Here is an 18,196-nt window from a genome sequence, read left to right as displayed (position 1 = left end):
AGACTGATCAGAGTACGAGCCAGAAAACTTGGTGCATGTCGAGTGTTCGGGCGCGCAATGGTGCTAACCGATTCAGACATTGCTGTATTGATGGAGGACAGCAGACCATGCCCCTCTCAATCTACAAGCGCGGTGAAGTCTGGCACTACCGCGGCACGGTCCAGGGCGAACTCCTACGAGGCACTTGCGGAACGACTGAGCAGGCTAAAGCACGAAGAGTAGCGCAGAATGTCGAACAACAGGCCTGGGCTATTGCTCTGGCAGGTCCACGCTGCGCAACGTTTGCCGAGGCGGCCATGCTGTATCTCGATGCGCGCAAGTCGGCACGCTTTCTCATGGCGGTAGCGACTTACTTCAAGGAGACACCATGCGACCGCATCACGCCTGAGGCTGCACGCAGTGGTGCAATAGCGACCTATCCATTCGCTGGGCCCGCAACACGTAATCGTCAATTCATCACGGTCACGCAAGCAGTGATCAATCATGCCGCTGCTCTGGGCAAGGCTCCTCAGATTAGGATCAAGAAGTTCCGCGTCCCGAAAGTCGAAAAAGATTACGGTACGTACGAGTGGCTGCGGCTGTTCATTCAGAGCGCCGACAGTGAGTTAGCTGCATGCTATGCGCTGATGTTCTTTACAGGAGCCCGCATCGGTGAGGTCATGAACGTCAAGCTGCGTGACGTCCAATGGAAAGAGCAGCGAATACGGATCGTCATGAGCAAGGTGGGTGGTGACGAGCGCTTCCCACACATGCCCAAGGCGCTTGCCAAACTCCTGCAGCGGTTAGACAAGACTGATCCAGATGCTCCCATGTTCATGTTTGCGAACCGGAGCGCAGCGCAGAAGAGAGCGGCACGCATCTGCAAAGCTGCTGGGATCAAGTACCTGTCACCGCATGCCATGCGGCACGGCTTCGCTACAGGCCTTCTCCACAGAGGAATCGATCCTGTATCGATCGCGCGTCTGGGAGGCTGGAGTTCCCCTCTTCACGTTCTTGGGACGTACGGACATTCCCGCGATGATGAAACGATTCCAGAAATATTGTGCTCCGGAAATCTATGAGCCGGCACGGCCCAGACAGGCCGATTTACAGCTCGACCACATGCCGGATAAGGTGAGACATCAAAGTGGGACATTGTGTTCCACTTCTGCTGATGGAAGCCATAGAGTTCAAGGCTTTAGGCGTAAGGTGGACGCTCCCTCCGGGCCCACCAAACACCTGTAAGATCAAGAACTTGAGTACGATTCTCATCGGTGAGACATCGTTGGAGCGCGCCACTCGATTTGGCTTATTTGACACTCGATTTGGCCGGAGTTGCCTCAGCAAGCGCGCAAAACCGGTCGACAGATTCCGGTGCTCTACAGCGCTACTGGTCACCGACCAAATTAAGCCCCAACTCGCAACTCTTCGATCGGGCTAATTGCTCCTACCAAGGGTGGGACGACTAGGTTACGCTTGTGATCTTCCCATACGCCCGACAAGACTGCCTTCCATGTCGGTTGGAGCTGCCTAGTCTACCGGGGAATCCCTGCTAATAACGAGAACTCTCCGCAACATGGATGCGACATGAAATCAGGAAGAATTGCGGCATAACCACTTGATTTCATTGGTGCCGGCGGAGGGGATCGAACCCCCGACCTTCGGTTTACAAAACCGCTGCACTACCGCTGTGCTACACCGGCCCGCACCTGCGATAACATATCGCCCGGACAGAGACATCCCCAAATTTCGGCGGTGCCTCTCCGGTTTTTCGACGGATCGGATTTTACCCGGCGATAGCTACCTGGTCGGCGTCTTTCGACCCTTGGCGCCAAGTGCAACCGATCCGCGGCGCCCGCGCTCAACACCCTGCACATAAGGCGGCCCCGCCATCCTGAGCATTGAGCCGCTGGAGCATCGGGCTCGCTTCAGGCCCCCGGGTTAGGCTTTTCTTTGCCGTCTTCCGGTAACAGCGAAGGTCGGATTGACGCCGGAAAGGGCGAGGCATGGCGATCCCGGCAAGCCGCAGCGAGGTGGCGACGGAGGCGGCCGGCACCACCGGTGCGGCCGGCGTCTCGCCTTGCCTGATCTTCGGCGTTGTCACGATCGCCGCGCTTGCCTTCCAGATCGGCCTCGTCTTCGTTCACGAGATAAATTGGGACGAATTCTATTTCCTCGCGCGCGCCGCTGCCTTCAATCGCGGCGAACTGACGAGCCCGCTGCAGACCTTTCACGTCCAGCTCTTTGCGTGGCTCGCCGCCCTGCCGCTGAGCGGGATCGACCGCATCGTCATCGGCCGGCTGATCATGTTCGCCTGCGAGATCGGCACGCTTGCCGCGATCTTCAGGATCGCGCGCCAACACGCCTCGGCGGCCGGCGCGATGGCGGCCGTTGCGGCCTATGCCGCGTCGAGCAACGTCCTCGTTCACGGCGCGAGCTTTCGCTTCGATCCGCTCGCGACCTGTCTTCTGATGACCGCCCTTGCACTCATCTGGACAGGCCGCATCACGGTCTTGAGCGCCGGAATCGCGGCAATCGCCGTCGCCGTGGCCGGGCTCGTCACGGTGAAGTCGGTCTTCTTCGTTCCGGCCATTCTGGCGGCCGCCTTCTTTCGACTGGCGGATTCCGGCGAGCGACGGGCCGTGCTTTTGCGCTTCATCACGGGCGGAATCGTCGGGGCTGCAAGCTTTGCCCTTCTCTTTCTCCTGCATCGCGCCTCGCTTGGTGAAGTTGCGGCCGAGGCCGCTCCGTCGAACCGGCTTGGGCAGAATATCGCGACGATGTTCTCGCTCGGTGGTTTCCCATGGACCGGTCGCTATCTCCTGCGGTCCATGGTGACGAGCTTCCTTCTGTGGGGCGGGATCGCGGCCGGCACGGCGCTCGTGCTCGCTCGCCTTTCGCCGGGCAGCCGCGCCCGCGGGTTGGCGCTTCTTGCGCTGACGGTGCCGCTTCTCTCCATTTTCGTCTACCGCAACAGCTTTCCCTATTATTATGTCTTCGCACTCGCCCCCGCAGCCGTCCTGTGCGCGCTGGCCTATGACGCCTTCGCAGAGCGGCTGAGTTCTCCCCTGCCGCTCGCGGCCGGTCTTCTGCTTCCCCCACTGGTCGCGGCGAGCTCGGCCTATTCGGCCGGACAGACCGCGCAGCGCGAAACGCTGACTGCGATTCACGAGATCTTTCCCGAACCCGTCGCCTATATCGACCGCAACGGATCGGTTACCGACTATCCGCGCCTCGGCTTCTTCATGAGCACGCTCGGCACCAGCTACTACCGGCAGCGCGGCCGGCCCGAGATCCGCCAGGCAATCGCCGAACGCCATCCCCGCTTCGTGCTCGCCAACGGCCCGGGTCTGAGTGCGGCGCTGGATCCGGACAGCCCGGCCCTTCCCGACGGACTCTCGCTGCTTCCTGAGGACGCGCAGGCGCTTCGCACGAACTTCGTACACCATTGGGGTTCGATCTGGGTTGCCGGAAAGACCATCTCGATTCAGCCCGGGGACTTTCAGGCCACGACCGAGATCGTCATTCCGGGCCCCTACACGCTCGAAGCCGAGGTTCCGCTCGTCATCGACGGTGCCATCCTCCATCCCGGCGAGGTACGCGAGTTCGTGGTCGGCTCTCGCACCATCGGGAGGCACGCCGGCACGGGCGACGGGCAAGGCGGGATCAAGGCAATCCTGCGATATGGCGCAAATCTGCCTCGCCCGGCGAAGCCGGCGCCCTCAGATCCCTTTTTCGTGGGGTTCTCCGGATGAGCGCACGCCGCGAAACCGCCCCCGTGACGGATGACGAACAAGGATCGGGTCGCCTCCGCGTGCTCTTCGTGACGCGGAAATGGCCGCCGGCCGTCGGCGGCATGGAGATCTACTGCCGGGAACTCCTGCGAGCCCTGAAATCGCATGCCGATGTGGAAGCGATCGCGCTGCCGGGCCGCGCGGACGGGCGGCCACCCTCCCCCTTCGGCCTTCTTGGCTTCGGGCTTTCCGCCGGATTGTCGATCCTCCTCAAGCGACGGCGCGTCGATGTGGTGCATGGCGGCGACCTCAGCGTCTGGCCGCTGGTGGTCATGGCCCGCATCTCGCAGAAAAGCCCGAGGCTTGTTCTCTCCGCCCACGGCACCGACATCGCCTTCGCATTCCGGCTGGGCATCGCTGCCTCCCTGTATCGAAGCTACCTGCGGCTGGGAGCTACCTGTCTCGGCAAGAACGCCATCGTCCTCGCCAATTCGCGGGCGACGGCGGCGCTCTGCCGTGATGGCGGTTTCCGGCAGATCGCGACCATCCCCCTGGCGACACGAAGCGAAGAGGATCAGACCTCCGCGGATGGGACGACCCCAGCCGCGGAGCCGATCTCAGGCCGCTACATTCTCTTCGTCGGGCGTCTGATCGAGCGCAAGGGTTGCGCGTGGTTCATTCAAGACGTCCTACCGAAGCTTGCCCCTGACATGCAACTCGTCGTCGCCGGCACAGTCTGGGACGAACGAGAGGGCGATGCCCTGGACGATCCGCGCGTCACCTTTCTCGGGGCCGTTCATGGCCAGGCCCTCGCCCAATTGAGGGCAGAAGCTATCGCGGTCGTCATGCCCAATCTCGATCGGGGCATCGAAAGCTTCGAGGGCTTCGGCCTGACGGCGCCGGAAGCTGCGGCCGCCGGCGCCGTGGTGCTCGCGTCGGCCGTCGACGGCATCACGGACGCGGTCGTCGACGGTGTGAGCGGGTTCCTGCTCCCCGCGGGAGACCATCAGGCCTGGGCGTCGAAGATCGCGGAAATCGCGGGATGGTCGGAGACCACCCGCGCGAACTTTACCCGAAAGGCCAGAGCCGCCGTCGCAGCCCACTACTCGTGGGCGCGGGTCGCCGAAGCCACCCTTGGCTGTTATCGCGCTCATGGAAACGGAAAGGCCGAACCCGCCGCATCAGCCATGTCCGGAACGGCGGAGAGCAGACCGTGATGGCCGCCCCCAAGATTCGCGTCGCAAAGAGCGTGATCCGTGCGCTTGGCCGAAGCCTGCGTGTCTGGTTTCTCGCACATCGCGCTTTCCTGAAACGGATCGGTCTCGTCCTCGCCCTGATCGCGTTTGCCGGCGGCTTCGCCTGGGCCTGGACCAGCCTGTCGGGCCGGATCGACACGATCGCCTGGCAGCCGCTGGTCGCCCTCATGCTCATCGGCGTGCCGGCCACCATCGTGCTCAACGCCGCGGAACTGCGTGCAATGGCGTCGGCGGCCGGTCGCCCCATGCGCTGGCCCCGCGCCCTGGAGGTGACCGTCTATGCCAGCGCCGGCAACATGCTGCCGCTTCCGGGCGGCATCATCGCCCGCCTCGGCGGGTTGAAAGCCGAAGGCGTCGCCACTCGGGCCAGCGCCTGGCTCATCGGCCTGTTCGCAGGCGTCTGGGGCGGCATGTCCATGCTCGTCTCCGGCGTCGCCGTTCTGGCCGCAAGCCCGGTCGCCGGATCTGCATTGCTTGCAGCGGGAGCCCTCCTCTACGCGGGATCCGCATGGGGGATCCTTCGGCGCGACTATGGCTGGTCGATGCTTGGCCGCGTTTCGATCATCCGGTTCGCTCTTCTCGTGCTCGACTGTGCACGCATGGTCCTGGCAATCGCCGCCCTTGGGGCAAGCCTGTCTCCCATGGCAGCGGCCGCCTTCTCGGTGACGTCCTTTGCAGGAACAGCCGTGTCGCTCGTTCCGGCCGGCCTTGGCGTTCGCGAATGGGTCGCCGCCTCCATCGCGCCGCTGGTGGGAATCGGCCCGGCATTCGGCTTTCTGGCCGCCGCCCTGAACCGCCTGTTCGGCATGGCGGGATTGTCGATCCTGACGGGACTCCTCCTCTGGCGCGACAGCCGCGCGCGAAGCAGACGGTCTGCGGCAGCTAGCCCTCCCACAGCCTCGGTCGATGCATGAGCAAGGACCTCGTCTTCATCGTATCGGCCGGCCGCACCGGCACGGAGTTCCTCGGTCGCAAGCTCTCGACGATGATCGACGGTGCCTTCTCCGTCCATGAGCCGGACATTTTCTACGGCCCATTCGATCGACGGTCCTGGCCGAACATCCGGGCGTTCGGCCTTTATCACATGGTTATCGGACGCATCCTGAAGCGAACCGGCTCTAGAGTACTGGCAACCCAATATCGTTTGGGAGAGCTCTCCCACGTGCAGGTGGTCCGGCGCGTGCGCAAGAGCCGTGAGCGCTACTTCGCCTCCCGACCGGAGTCTCTTGTCATCGAGTCGAATTTGCAGTGGAGCCTGATTCTTCCTGTCCTGCGCGACGCGTTTCCCAAAGCGAAGGTCATCGTCGTGACGCGCGACAAGGAAAGCTGGGTGCGCTCATGGATGCGGCGCGGCGACCGCTACACCGAAAGGGATGTCGTGCGCGACGGCCGCCTCAATCCGAAGCTCCTGGGCGATCCGGTGGCAGGCCCACTGTGGGACGGGATGTCGGTGGAGGAAAAACTGAACTGGGAATGGACCTACACGAACGACGCGCTTCTCGCCTTTGCCGAGACCGACCCGCTCACACGTCGCTTTCGCTACGAAGATCTCTTCCTGGCGGCCGATCGCGCCAACCACTTCCGTCAGCTGCTCGATTTCGCCGCGAGGCACGGCGAACGGCATTATCCGGTGAGTTTCGACCCGGCCGCCCTCGACGAACGCATCAACGCGTCCTGATCTTCTTGCGATAGCGGCTCGGCGGATTTCGCTCCGGACGCCGCGGCGGCAAGATTGGCCTGGGTGGCGCGAAGCATCGCGACCATCCGGTCGGTGTGTCCGTCGAGATCCTGAGGCGACATGCTGGGTTCCATCTTGAGAGTTTGGGAAATCTGACGCGTCCGGATGTCTTCGAGGAGCATGCGGTTCGCCGCGATAAGATCGGCCAGAAGCCCGCCCACGAAGACGACCGCACCCACCGAAATGAGACCCGCCGCGACGGCCAGCGACTGGATATGGCCACTACCGTCGCCGGCAACGTAGAAGGCGAGGAAGCGCGCGATCGCCGCCACGCCCGGCAGGGCGATGAGCGCAGCGACCAGGGTGAAGATCCGCAGCGGCTTGTAGAGAAGCGCAATGCGCAGGATCGTCACCAGCGACCGGCGGACATAGGAGGCCGTCCCCTTGAACAGGCGCGACGGCCGCGTCTCACCATTGACGGCCACCGGCACGCTGGCGATCGGAATGTTGGCGCGACCCGCCTGGATGATCGTCTCGAGCGTGTAGGTGAAAGAATTGAAGACGCAGAGCCGCATGGCAGCGTCGCGATGGAACGCCCGAAAGCCGCTCGGGGCATCGTCGATGTCGACGCCGCCGGCCTTGCCGACGACCCAGCTTCCCAGCCGCTGCAGCCGACGCTTGACGGGCGAGAAATGCGCGATCTCGTCGATCGGCCGGGCGCCGATCACGATCATCGCCTCGCCATAGAGGATCGGCGCGACGAGGTCCGGAATGAAGCGGGCGTCATACTGGTTGTCGGCGTCGGTATTGACGATGACGTCGGCGCCGAGCCGCAGCGCTTCGCCGATGCCCGCCATGAACGCCTTGGCGAGTCCCTGGTTGTGGGGCAGCCGGACGACGTGATCGACACCATGGGCTCGGGCGATCTCCGCCGTGCCGTCCGAAGAACCGTCGTCGATCACCAGCCATTCGACGGATTGGAAGCCGGGAACGGAGCGCGGAAGATCGGCCAGTGCCGACGGCAGGTTTTCGGCCTCGTTGAGGCAGGGAATCTGGATGATCAGTTTCATGGTCGGCCCGCATCAGTGCTGGCCGCCACGATAATTGCAGCATGGTTAAGGAAGTCTCGACGGCGCGGGGAAACGTCGACGCAAGGCCGGTCCGAACCGGCGATCACGACAGGCGCACGATCTCCTCAGGGCCGATGCGACCGTCATGGAGCGCCGTCGCGATCAGGGCACCGGCAATCCCCTCTCCTGCCAGTATTTCCAGGTCGCCCCCATGCCGGACACCACCAGCGGCATAGACATGGCGCTCTCCGGCGACCTGCCGGATCGCGCAAAGACGAGCGAGATCGGGCCCCTGCCCACTCCCGACCTTTTGCAGGGTCATTACGATGACGCGGTCCGGCCAGATCTCCGGAGCCTCGATCAGCTCCGGCGGCCCCAGAAGAGCGTCGCCTCGGAAATCGAGTGACAACACGTAGGCGATGCGCCCGGCAAGATGGCGAACCACCTCGACCGATTCGACGGATTCGCTGCCGACGACGGGAACGATCCCTCGCCGCGCCGCCATCGCCTCTGCTTCGCCCTTCGACCGAAGCCCCGCATCGAGCCAGAAGTCGGTGTTCGGAAAACGTGCGGTCAGCGCATCGAGGACCACTTCGTTGGGTCGACCGGCCTCGATACCGTCGAGATCGGCGATGTAGATTGCCGGGAATTCGTGAAGCGCCATCAGCCCTTCGGCGACGGCCACCGGCTCGGAACTGGCCGCAAGCGGCGTCTCGATCGGCCGGTAATTGGCGCGATCGCCCATCATGCCGCGCACCACTACACCGCCTTTGATGTCGAGAACCGGGATAATCTGCATCGTCCACCTTGAGACATGATCGGCTTCGATGCTGATATACGTCCCGCGCGCCGGTCGAAAGCTCAAGGTCCGCGCGAAATGACCGGGACGGCGATCAGGCCGCCGGCAGGATGCTCGCCAGCCAGGCGCGCGAAGGGTTTGAACGGCAGGATCATGGCACGAATCATCGGTTGGGACGTCGGCGGCGCGCATTTGAAGGCGGCGCTCGTCGAAGACGGCCAGATCACGCGGATATGGCAGGAAGCGACACCGATCTGGCAGGGCCTCAGCCATCTGCACGACGGCCTGATGAAGATCATCAACGAGGTGTCGGAACGCGGTAGCGTCGATCGGCATGCCGTGACGATGACGGGGGAGCTTTCCGACATCTTCCCCTCTCGCCGGGAAGGGGTCGAGCACATCGCCCGCATCTTCGCCGAGCGGCTTTCCGGAGACATCTCGCTCTATGGCGGCGCGGCAGGTTTCCTCTCGCCGGGCGACGCCCGCTCCCATGCCGAGGAAATCGCCTCCGCGAACTGGCATGCGAGCGCGGCTCTCGCCGCGGCTTCGATCGAGGAAGCCCTCTTCATCGACATGGGGTCGACCACGACCGACATCCTGACCGTTGCCGACGGAACCGTCAGGTCGCAGGGCGCGACCGACAATCAAAGGCTCACCACCGGCGAACTCGTCTATCAGGGCTACACCCGCACCCCCCTGATGGCCGTGGCGAGCCGGATCGCCTTCGCAGGCCAGGTGGTGCCGGTGATGAACGAACTCTTCGCCACCATGGCCGACGTCCAGCGGATCATCGGCGTTCTCGACGAGGCCGACGACCTCTATCCCGCCGCCGATGGCCAGGACAAGACGATCGAAGCCTCGCGCCGGCGTCTTTCGCGAATGGTCGGGCTGGACGCGGCCGATGCGACTGACGGCGCCTGGGAATGGCTGGCCCATGGCTTTGCCGAGGAGCAGCTTCGGCAGATCCACAACGCGGCGCTTCTCGTGCTCTCGCGCGAAGTGATTTCCGACGACGCGCCGATCGTCATGGCGGGTACGGGCCGCCCGGTGCTGCGCCGCCTCGCCTCAAGGCTCGATCTCGGCGTCGTCGATTTTCCAGATCTTCTCGATTGCCCGGCCGATCTGCGCGACGCCGTCTGCCGCGCCGCGCCGGCCGCCGCGATCGCGACACTGGCGGCGCAGCATGTCGGCTGACGACAGGCTTGGGGCTCGGGGCATGGAAAAGCCGAGGCGAAAACCGCCCCGGCTTTTCCTGTTTCATATGGACCCGACAGTTCACCGGGTCAGGCTGCGGCGTCTATATCGTCCGGGAGACCCGCAAGGAGCTTGTCCATCGTGATCGGATAGTCCCGAACGCGGACGCCGGTAGCGTTGTAGATCGCGTTGTTGATGGCAGCGCCGACACCCGCGATCGCCAGTTCGCCGATGCCCTTGCCGGCGAGCGGGCTCGCATAGCGATCGCGCTCTTCGAGCAGCACCACGTCCAGCTTCGGCACATCGGCGTGGACCGGCACGTGGTATTCGGCCAAGTCGTGGTTCACGAGAAGGCCATTGCGCGTGTCGATCACGAGCTCTTCTTCGAGCGCGTAGCCGATGCCCCAGATCTGGCCGCCATAGCACTGGGACGTCGCGGTCTTCAGGTTGAGGATGCGGCCCGCCGCGCCGACGGTGAGCAGCCGGCGGATGCGTGTTTCGCCGGTGACGGCATTGACCGCGACCTCGCAGAAATGCGCGCCATAGCTCGCCTGGTGGGTGGACTCGGACGTGTCGCCCGGCTCGATCGTGCCCGTGACAGACAGGCTTTCCCCGTTCAGGATCTCGGAGAACGGAATCTGCCGGTTGCCGGCGATCGCGTGCCCGTCCTTCAGCGTCAGCGTGTCGGCCTCCACATCAAGGCGCTTCGCAAATTGTGCGATCACGGCCTCCGCCGCCACATAAACCGACGAGCCGGCCGAGTTGGCACCCCAGGAGCCGCCAGAGCCGGACGAGGGCGGCAGCGCCGTGTCGCCGAGTTCGACATCCACCTGATCGAGCGGCAGCCCCAGCATCTCGGCCGCGATCTGCTGCAGGATCGTGTAGGTGCCAGTGCCGATGTCAGTCATCGCGGTACGCACCGTCGCCCGGCCATCCGGGCTCATCTCGATCTCGGCCGAGGACTGCATCAGCGAGTTCGCACGGCTCGCCGAAGCCATGCCGTAACCGATCAGCCATTCGCCCTCGCGGCGGGACGCCGGCGTCGCCGGCCGCTTGTCCCAGCCGAAGCGCTTGGCGCCCTCATCCATGCATTCGATCAGCTTGCGCGACGAGAAGGGCGTGTCGTCCTGCGGATTGACCTCCGGCTCGTTCATCTCGCGGAATTCGATCGGATCGATGCCGAGCCGGTCGGCGAGCTCGTCCAGCGCGCCTTCGGTCGCCAGCATCCCGGTCGCCTCTCCCGGCGCGCGGACGGCCGAGGTCATCAGGCAGTCGGTCTCCACGAGATTGTGGGCGATGCGCCGGTCCTTGCCGGCATAGAGGAAGACCGATGAAATGCCCGACGGCTCGAAGAAGCCATTGCCGGGCGAATTTGTCGTATCGCACTCATGGGCAAAGCAGGCGATCTTGCCGTCCCTGGTGGCGCCGATACGGATGCGCTGGATCGTTTCGCCACGGCGTGAGGTCGCCTGAAAGACGTTCTGGCGGGTGAGCGCAATCTTGACCGGCTTGCCGACAGTCATGGCGCCCAGTGCCGACAGCACGGCATCCGGGCTGGTGCCGAGCTTCGAGCCGAAGCCGCCGCCGATATAGGGGCTGTGGACCCGCACCTTTTCCTGATCGATCCCGGCGCCGGCGGCGATCTGGCCAACGCCGCTTTCCAGAAGCTGGCAGGAGGTCCAGACCGTCAGCGTGTCCCCGTCGAACTTGGCGACGGAGGCGTGCGGCTCCATGGCCGCGGCATGGTAGGAGGGGGTCGTATAGGTCTCGTCGAACTGGACTTCAGCGGCCGCGAACGCCTTTTCGAAGTCGCCGCGTTCGTTCACCGGCTCCATCGGCATCGGGTCGGGCTCGCGCACGGTCTCGCGAGCGGTGATGTCGTAGCGGCCTTTCTTGGCCTCGTATTCGACCTTCACGAGATGCGAGGCGTGGCGCGCCGTCTCGAAGCTGTCGGCAATGACGAGGGCGACGGGCTGGTTGTAATGGAACACTTCGCCGTCGATTGTCTGCGCCGCCGGAGCCATGGGCTGCGACGAGGCCCGGGTGATTTTGTCACCCGAGATCACTGCGAGAACGCCCGGCAGCGCTTCGGCCTTCGACGCGTCGACCGACTTGATCGCACCACGCCCGATCGCCCCCGGTACGACGAAGCCGTAGGCGACGTCCTCGCCAGCCAGGTGCTCATAGGCATAAGGCGCAAGACCGGAAACCTTGAGCTTGCCCTCGTAGCGATCGACGCCCTTGCCGATCACGCCCTGTGTGCCGCGATCGAGGCGCGTCTCGCCGATCGCTTCGTTCATGACATGCTTATTCATCGGTCACGCTCCCTTCGTCGCCTGGGCGAGCACGGCTTTCAGCGTGCGCCGCGCGAGCGGGATCTTGAAATCATTCTCGCCCTGCCCCTTGGCATCGGCGAGCAGAATGTCGGCTGCCTTGTCGAACAGCGCAGAAGACGGAGCCTCACCCTTCAGGGCCGCTTCCAGATCGTGATTGCGCCAGGGCTTGTGCGCGAGCCCACCAAAGGCCAAGCGCGCCCATTCGATCTTGCCGCCGTCCATCTTCACGACCGCCGCGACAGAGACGAGAGCGAAGGCATAGGAGGCCCGGTCACGGACCTTGCGATAGACCTGATTGCCACCTTGCGATTTCGGCAGACGAACTGCCGTGATGAGTTCGCCCGGCTCCAAGACCGTCTCGATTTCCGGCGTGTCGCCTGACAGGCGATGGAACTCGATCAGCGGAATTTCCCGGGTCGAGCCATCCGTTTTCTGGGTCTCGACAGTTGCCTCAAGCGCCTGCATGGCGACGGCCATGTCGGACGGATGCGTCGCGATGCACTTGTCGGACGTGCCGAGGATCGCGTGAATGCGGTTGAAGCCACCGATTGCGCCGCAACCGGAGCCGGGCTCACGCTTGTTGCAGGGCTGGGAAGGCTCGTAGAAATAACCGCAGCGGGTGCGCTGAAGGAGGTTGCCGCCCGTCGTCGCCTTGTTGCGAAGCTGTCCCGAGGCGCCGGCGAGCAGGGCCCGCGAGAGAACCTCGTAGTCGCGGCGAATGCGCGGATCGGCGGCGAGATCTGAATTGGTGACGAGCGCCCCGATCCTCAGACCGCCATCCTCGGTGTCCTCGATCTTGTCCAGCGGCAGACGAGTGATATCGACCAGCTTCTCGGGCGCTTCCACCTCGAGCTTCATCAGGTCGAGGAGATTGGTGCCGCCGGCGATGAAGCGGCCGGCAAGCTGGCCTGCTTCCGAAACATTACCGGCCCGTGCGTATTCGAACGGTCTCATGCGTTCTCCTTCAGCTTCGTGCTGGCGGTCTCGATGGCGTCGACGATGTTCGGATAGGCCGAGCAGCGGCAGAGATTTCCGCTCATACGTTCGCGTATCTCGTCACCAGACAGCGTTGCGCCATTCTCGAGGTCGGCGCTGGCGTGGCTCGGCCAGCCATCGGCGACCTCGCCCAGCATGCCCACGGCCGAGACGATCTGGCCCGGCGTGCAATAGCCGCACTGAAAGCCGTCATGTTCGAGAAAAGCCGCCTGCATGGGATGGAGATTGTCCGGATCGCCCAGACCTTCGACGGTAGTGATCTCGTCGCCTTCATGCATGATGGCGAGCGTCAGGCAGGAATTGATGCGCCGGCCGTTCACCAGCATGGTGCAGGCGCCACACTGGCCATGGTCGCAGCCCTTCTTGGAGCCCGTGAGGGCCAGATGGTCACGGCAGGCGTCGAGCAGCGACGTGCGCGCGTCGATGTCGAGTTCGTGCTCGACCCCGTTGATCTTCAAAGTGGTCACGGATGGTTCCCTTCAGCATTCTCGCGTCCGCGCCGCACGCGCGGCACATTGGAACGGTTCGAATTGCTGTGGGAACTCGCGAGCCAAGGAAAAGTTCGGTGACCGGTCCGTAAATGCAGCGCGAAACAGTGTCGCGCCGAAACAGGCCGTCTCAGGCCCCGGCTTCCACCTCTGCCAGATGCGCAATCACCTTCTCGAGCAGCCAGTAAAAGGCCTGCTCCTCGTCCGGCCCGGCGGTCTTGTCGATGGCGATCTTGAGATAGGCGATCTCGTTCTCGATCTTCTCTGCCGGCAGCATCTTGAGGCGGCTGACGAGAATTGCCGCTTCCAGCACCGCCGCCTTCGCCCGGTTCATGCCGGTGAACGGGCGGTGCTGGCCGGAGGCGATCACCTTGCAGAAGAAGCGCGGGCGGAGGTCGTCTGCACTCACCGACTGGACCTTAAGAACGTCGTGAGACAGGGCGGCCTCGAGCCGCGGGATCGGGCTGTCTTCGATCGGCGTCAGCGGCCAGTCCTTGCGACCAGTCAGGCAGCCCGCAAAGATCTTTGCTTCGTCGGTATAGTTGACGACGGCAAGGCCGGAGGCCTCGATATTGGCGAGCGTCGTGGACGGCCGGAAGGGCGCCACCACCCAGCCGTCTCCCTCCTGGATGATGCCGAGCGGAGCGATGTGGACTTCGCCATCCGGCGAGACCGTCGTCAGGATGCTTTCGCGAATATAGGGCACGCCCTCACCTCTCTGTGTCGTCGCTCTCGGCGGCTGGCGCTTTGCGCTGCTTCTTCGATTTCAGCGTATGGCCGGCTTCTTCGAGCCGCGTGCGATCTTCCTCGTCGCGCGGGGCGCCGACGCCGAAATCGAGCGGCGCGTCCTGGGCGTAGCGCTTGCCAAGCCGCCAGGCGATCTCCGCCTTCTGCAGTTCCGCGCCGAGATAGAAGGCATGACCGACATCGCCATCGACCTCGATATGGGGATAGATCTCGAAGGCATCGGTCGCCACCGCATGGGTGTCGCGATTGTAGAGATGGACCCCGTCCTCGGCCGTTTCGATGCGGTAATTCCGGTCCTTGATGGTCTTGGCCTGCTCGGCGATGTCATCGGGCGTCGAGGGAAACGGCTTGACGTCGTGAACCTGCAGAAGCGCATCCGAATAGCCGCGTGGCAGGGCGTTGTCCTCCCTGGCCGCAAAGAGCATCCGGCGGGCCGCGTCATGTTCGGCGATCGTCGCCCTCGTGTGAGGGCTCACGTGAACGATCAGCAGATTGTCGATCCGAAGCTCCGAGCACATGCCGAGCAGCGTCGCGGTGATGCCCGAGGTGTCGGCGTCGGTCAGTTCGGTCAGATTGCCGGTCCCCATCAGGATCGAGATGCCCGGATGGCGCCGGCGCAGTTCGTGATAGCGCACGATCGAGGTCGTGAAGCCGAAATGGATCGGATCGAGGATGGAATCGGCGATGAAGTCGATCCCCATCCGCTCGGCCTCCGCGATCGCCCGATCGAGGGAATCGAGATCATGCGGCACCGCCGGCACGAGGATCGGCACGGCATCGCCCTCCCCCGCGATCCACATCGTCTCCTCGTTCAGGCTGAGCAGATAGTCGGCGCCAGCCCGCGTTCCACGCGCCAGCTCGTCCGGGTTGGCGGAGTCGACGCTGACCTTGTGGCCGGCCGCCTTCAGGGCGCGGATCGTGTCTTCCAGATGCGGAAAGGGCGTGTCCGGCAGGCAGCCGAGATCGATGACATCGGCGCCCTCCTCCCGCATCCGCTCCGCCCGCGCCACGATCGTCTCGACCGGATGCGCCGTCGCGTCGACGATCTCGGCGAAGATGCGCATGTCGTGGCGCGACAGATCCGGCGGCTCGCCCTTGCGGCCGAGGAAGGCCGGCAGATCAGCGATCTCGTCGGGGCCGCGCACGAAGGGCAAGCCGAAACTCTCCGCCAGACGATCGAGATCGGCCCGGCAGCGGCCGGGCAGGATGACCCGATCCGCCTCGACGGGACGCTCCAACCGCCGTTCGATGATCTCGCCCGTCGCAAGAGCCGCGACCTTGACGCCGATATCGGCGATCCGCCAGTCGAAATCCATCTCGCCCATGCCCGTGAGCATGCGTTCGAGACGCGGGTGGGCGAGACGGCCGGTCAGGAAGAGCAGTCGCGGTTTGTCCATGCCGGCTATGTCGTCCATTTGCCGGCCGATGAAAAGTCCATGCGATCGGTTTGTCGGAAGCCGACGAGGATCAGCTCGCCGCCTTGAGCTCGGCCATGTCGCCGACCCGACGTCCCGGGGCCCTGCCATCGGTAAGACGGAAGGCGGCCGTCGACAGATCGGCGGGGCCGGCCACGTGGACGCGCAGCCCGTCCTCGACGAAGGTGGTGAAACTCTCGTCGATGATCTGCGCCCCGATGAGCGCATCGACCGTGGCATCCTCCGGAATATCGATCTGCTTGATGAGACAGAGATCGGAAATGAGCAATCGCCGCGCAAGCCATGCGGCCAGCGAGTCCGAAGTCACGGTCCAGTCCTGCCTGAGATCAGGGGCGCCCAGCGCCACGTCCCGGGGCAGCCAGACCGGAATGAGGTTCCGTGACCATGCGGCCTGGATATCGCCGCGATCCTTGGCCTTGACCAGACGCCTGCCCAGACTGACGAGCGCCAGACCGAACTGCTCCATGCCGAGAATCGCCATTTCGTGCGCTGCTTCGTCGTCGAATCCCAGGCGAGGCTGATAGCGACGCACCGTATCGGCGAACGGTCCGCCGCCCGGAACGACGACCACCGGCATTCCCGCCTGCTCGATCGCCGCCACCCATCGGGTGAGGTCCGGCGAGCCGGCCGAACTCCCACCGAGTTTGATGACCAGCGCCTGGCGAGAGATACTCATGACCGACTGTCCCGCATTGCGTTTCGCACTCGGGCAAAACCTGGGTTCGGCGCCGCCGCCCACAGAGGCCTGCAGAACGCCGCGATGCTCTGTGCTCACTTCGCGCGGGCTCGGCTCTCGAAAACTCACGAGAATTCGTCGGACGAGCCCGGCTCGCGGCCAGTGGTTTCACCCGCAATGAGTGAAAGCCCAAACGAGCGAAAACGCAAGAGGTTCAATTAGTTGCACTGCAGCATGAAGTTGCCGCGCGCCCTGGCGATCACTTTGGTGTTCAAACCGAACCGGTGGGAATCGCTCGAGAAAGTGCTTCGCCCCGTCGCCGCGTGATGGAAATGCCGACGGCACCGGGACCGAGTTCGAGCTTCTCGACCGTGACCGTCACCTCGAAGACGCGCCTGTCGGACAGGACGCGCCGTGCGAGTTCCAGGGCAAGCGTCTCGACAAGATCGGTGTGGCCACTTTCCGCCAGGGCGCGGACCGCATCGATGATGAGGTCGTATGAATAGACCTCGCCGATGTGGTCGCCTGTCACGGCAATCCGCTCGATCAGCGCCTCGACGGAGAAGCGCACCTCTTGCTTGCGGCCGCGTTCATGCCCGTAGGCCCCGATTTCGAGCGGCAGGACGAAGTCGCGAACGAAGACCCGGTCACAGTCCGCCGCCGCACCGGTGGCCTGCGCCCGCGCCGGCGCCGCAGCGCCGCCCTGGTCCATCAATCGGCAGAGTTGCGCGACCTTCCCGGCGTCGACCATGGCATCCCGAGCGCCGGCTGTCAGCGCTCCGCGAAACCCGAGATAGTCCGGCTCAAGGACCATCAAACGAGGAATGTCGGGCGCCTCCAGCGAGCCCGCGAGCCCCGTCATCAGACCAAGCGCCTTTGCTTCGCTGACAAAATGCGAAAGCGTCGAGAAGGACAGCCGGGTCAAAAGCCCGCCGGTGCCCTTGCCCATCGTATCGATCATCGCGCCGTGAAATCCGGCCTCGAAGAGCGGGCCGAGGAGATCGAAATCCGGATCACCGTCCGCGAAGAAGACCGCGACGAGCCTGATCTTGGGGGCGATCGGCTTCAGCGCTTCGATGACCGCCAAACGCTCGTCAGGGGACGCGGGAAACAGCCCGATCTTGACGAAGTCCGCCGCACGACGGCGCAACACTTCGCTCGCGACGACGTCCCCGGTCATCGGCAGGTCGCCGGCCACCGCCGAGACCGGGCGCCGCCCGGCGACAGCGTGCAAGGTCGCCTCCAGAACCGCAGGCTCGACGGCACCCAGCGCGCCTTTGGCTGGATCCTTGAGATCGATGATATCGGCACCGCCGGAAAGCGCGATCTCGGCTTCTTCCGGCCCTCTCACGCTGGCGAGGAGCTTCGTCAAAGCGCTGCCTCGAGCTGCTTCTTGATCACGTTTTCGAACAGATACTGGATGCCCCTGTCCCAGCTCTGATCGGTGTTGGAGCGGATGTCGGCGCTGCCGCGGGCGATCGGCTCGCCGGTGTCGACGTTATAGGCATAGGCGTTGATGTTGAGGATCAGGTTCGAGACCTTCTGAACGGTACCCACCACCGCGATGTCGGCGCCGACCTCCTCGGCATAGCTCAGGGCGCAATTTCCGCAGCTCTGCAGGTTCTGGCTGGCCGCCTTGTCGGCGACCGGGCCCGTGTCGACGAGGGTGTAGTTTTCCATCGCCGCAATATTGTCGCGAAGGGCCGGTGCCATGCGCTCCAGCCGCGCCGTCTGGTCGGGATTTTCCCCCATCATCGATCCTTCGAGGCTCGAATCGATCAGCTCGAATTCGAACACGGCGACCTTC

Annotated in this window: 16 protein-coding genes and 1 tRNA gene; 6 read left to right on the top strand and 11 right to left on the bottom strand. The window is 64.3% G+C overall.

Going from position 1 to position 18,196, the window contains the following annotated elements; genetic code table 11:
* Window positions 1-1,061: tyrosine-type recombinase/integrase (locus MF134_RS08365; RefSeq protein ID WP_255338971.1), on the top strand; the 1,061-nt coding region annotated here is incomplete at its 5' end.
* 546 nt (window positions 1,062-1,607) lie between these two features.
* Here MF134_RS08365 and MF134_RS08360 read toward each other — a convergent pair.
* Window positions 1,608-1,682: transfer RNA gene (locus MF134_RS08360), tRNA-Thr, on the bottom strand.
* Between the two features lie 303 nt (window positions 1,683-1,985).
* Here MF134_RS08360 and MF134_RS08355 point away from each other — a divergent pair.
* From MF134_RS08355 to MF134_RS08340, 4 genes are read left to right on the top strand one after another with little or no spacing between them, the layout of a single operon-like run.
* Complete coding sequence (locus tag MF134_RS08355; protein WP_255338970.1) at window positions 1,986-3,734, top strand: hypothetical protein; 1,749 nt, start codon at window positions 1,986-1,988, stop codon at window positions 3,732-3,734.
* On the top strand, window positions 3,731-4,930 hold the full coding sequence (locus MF134_RS08350; protein ID WP_255338969.1) for a glycosyltransferase family 4 protein: 1,200 nt from the start codon (window positions 3,731-3,733) through the stop codon (window positions 4,928-4,930). The genes MF134_RS08355 and MF134_RS08350 overlap by 4 nt, the downstream gene beginning before the upstream one ends.
* Window positions 4,930-5,883, top strand: a complete 954-nt coding sequence (locus MF134_RS08345) for a hypothetical protein (RefSeq protein ID WP_255338968.1) — start codon at window positions 4,930-4,932, stop codon at window positions 5,881-5,883. Before MF134_RS08350 ends, MF134_RS08345 begins: the two co-directional genes overlap by 1 nt.
* Window positions 5,880-6,647, top strand: a complete 768-nt coding sequence (locus tag MF134_RS08340; protein WP_255338967.1) for a sulfotransferase — start codon at window positions 5,880-5,882, stop codon at window positions 6,645-6,647. The genes MF134_RS08345 and MF134_RS08340 overlap by 4 nt, the downstream gene beginning before the upstream one ends.
* On the opposite strand, the gene MF134_RS08335 is transcribed toward MF134_RS08340, so the two are convergent.
* Both MF134_RS08335 and MF134_RS08330 read right to left on the bottom strand, forming a co-directional pair.
* On the bottom strand, window positions 6,593-7,717 hold the full coding sequence (locus MF134_RS08335; RefSeq protein WP_255338966.1) for a glycosyltransferase family 2 protein: 1,125 nt from the start codon (window positions 7,715-7,717) through the stop codon (window positions 6,593-6,595). The genes MF134_RS08340 and MF134_RS08335 overlap by 55 nt on opposite strands.
* A gap of 103 nt (window positions 7,718-7,820) precedes the next feature.
* The gene (locus MF134_RS08330) at window positions 7,821-8,516 is read right to left on the bottom strand and encodes a HisA/HisF-related TIM barrel protein (RefSeq protein ID WP_255338965.1); all 696 of its coding nucleotides are present in this window, start codon (window positions 8,514-8,516) and stop codon (window positions 7,821-7,823) included.
* A gap of 153 nt (window positions 8,517-8,669) precedes the next feature.
* Here MF134_RS08330 and MF134_RS08325 point away from each other — a divergent pair, with 153 nt between their 5' ends.
* Window positions 8,670-9,710 carry a hydantoinase/oxoprolinase family protein gene (locus tag MF134_RS08325; protein WP_255338964.1) on the top strand — a complete coding sequence of 347 codons (1,041 nt, stop codon included), beginning with the start codon at window positions 8,670-8,672 and terminating at the stop codon, window positions 9,708-9,710.
* A gap of 89 nt (window positions 9,711-9,799) precedes the next feature.
* Here the strand turns inward: MF134_RS08325 and MF134_RS08320 are convergent, their stop codons facing one another.
* From MF134_RS08320 to MF134_RS08285, 8 genes are all read right to left on the bottom strand, one after another.
* On the bottom strand, window positions 9,800-12,025 hold the full coding sequence (locus tag MF134_RS08320) for a xanthine dehydrogenase family protein molybdopterin-binding subunit (protein WP_255338962.1): 2,226 nt from the start codon (window positions 12,023-12,025) through the stop codon (window positions 9,800-9,802).
* Between the two features lie 3 nt (window positions 12,026-12,028).
* On the bottom strand, window positions 12,029-13,000 hold the full coding sequence (locus tag MF134_RS08315) for an FAD binding domain-containing protein (RefSeq protein WP_255338961.1): 972 nt from the start codon (window positions 12,998-13,000) through the stop codon (window positions 12,029-12,031).
* Window positions 12,997-13,509, bottom strand: coding sequence for a 2Fe-2S iron-sulfur cluster-binding protein (locus MF134_RS08310; protein ID WP_255338960.1), 513 nt, complete (start codon window positions 13,507-13,509; stop codon window positions 12,997-12,999). Before MF134_RS08310 ends, MF134_RS08315 begins: the two co-directional genes overlap by 4 nt.
* A 151-nt stretch (window positions 13,510-13,660) precedes the next feature.
* The gene (locus MF134_RS08305; protein ID WP_255338959.1) at window positions 13,661-14,236 is read right to left on the bottom strand and encodes a DUF447 domain-containing protein; all 576 of its coding nucleotides are present in this window, start codon (window positions 14,234-14,236) and stop codon (window positions 13,661-13,663) included.
* 4 nt (window positions 14,237-14,240) lie between these two features.
* A complete protein-coding gene (locus MF134_RS08300; RefSeq protein WP_255338958.1) occupies window positions 14,241-15,674 on the bottom strand; it encodes a DUF6513 domain-containing protein in 1,434 nt (477 codons plus the stop codon).
* A gap of 70 nt (window positions 15,675-15,744) precedes the next feature.
* Window positions 15,745-16,389, bottom strand: a complete 645-nt coding sequence (locus MF134_RS08295; RefSeq protein WP_255338957.1) for an amino acid kinase family protein — start codon at window positions 16,387-16,389, stop codon at window positions 15,745-15,747.
* A gap of 271 nt (window positions 16,390-16,660) precedes the next feature.
* The gene (locus MF134_RS08290) at window positions 16,661-17,761 is read right to left on the bottom strand and encodes a (5-formylfuran-3-yl)methyl phosphate synthase (protein WP_255338956.1); all 1,101 of its coding nucleotides are present in this window, start codon (window positions 17,759-17,761) and stop codon (window positions 16,661-16,663) included.
* Complete coding sequence (locus MF134_RS08285) at window positions 17,758-18,186, bottom strand: DUF3280 domain-containing protein (RefSeq protein ID WP_255338955.1); 429 nt, start codon at window positions 18,184-18,186, stop codon at window positions 17,758-17,760. The genes MF134_RS08290 and MF134_RS08285 overlap by 4 nt, the downstream gene beginning before the upstream one ends.
* Window positions 18,187-18,196 lie beyond the last annotated feature (10 nt).

Source organism: Jiella marina (assembly GCF_024359545.1).
Lineage (GTDB): Bacteria > Pseudomonadota > Alphaproteobacteria > Rhizobiales > Rhizobiaceae > Jiella.
This window is presented reverse-complemented; position numbering and strand designations above follow the sequence as displayed.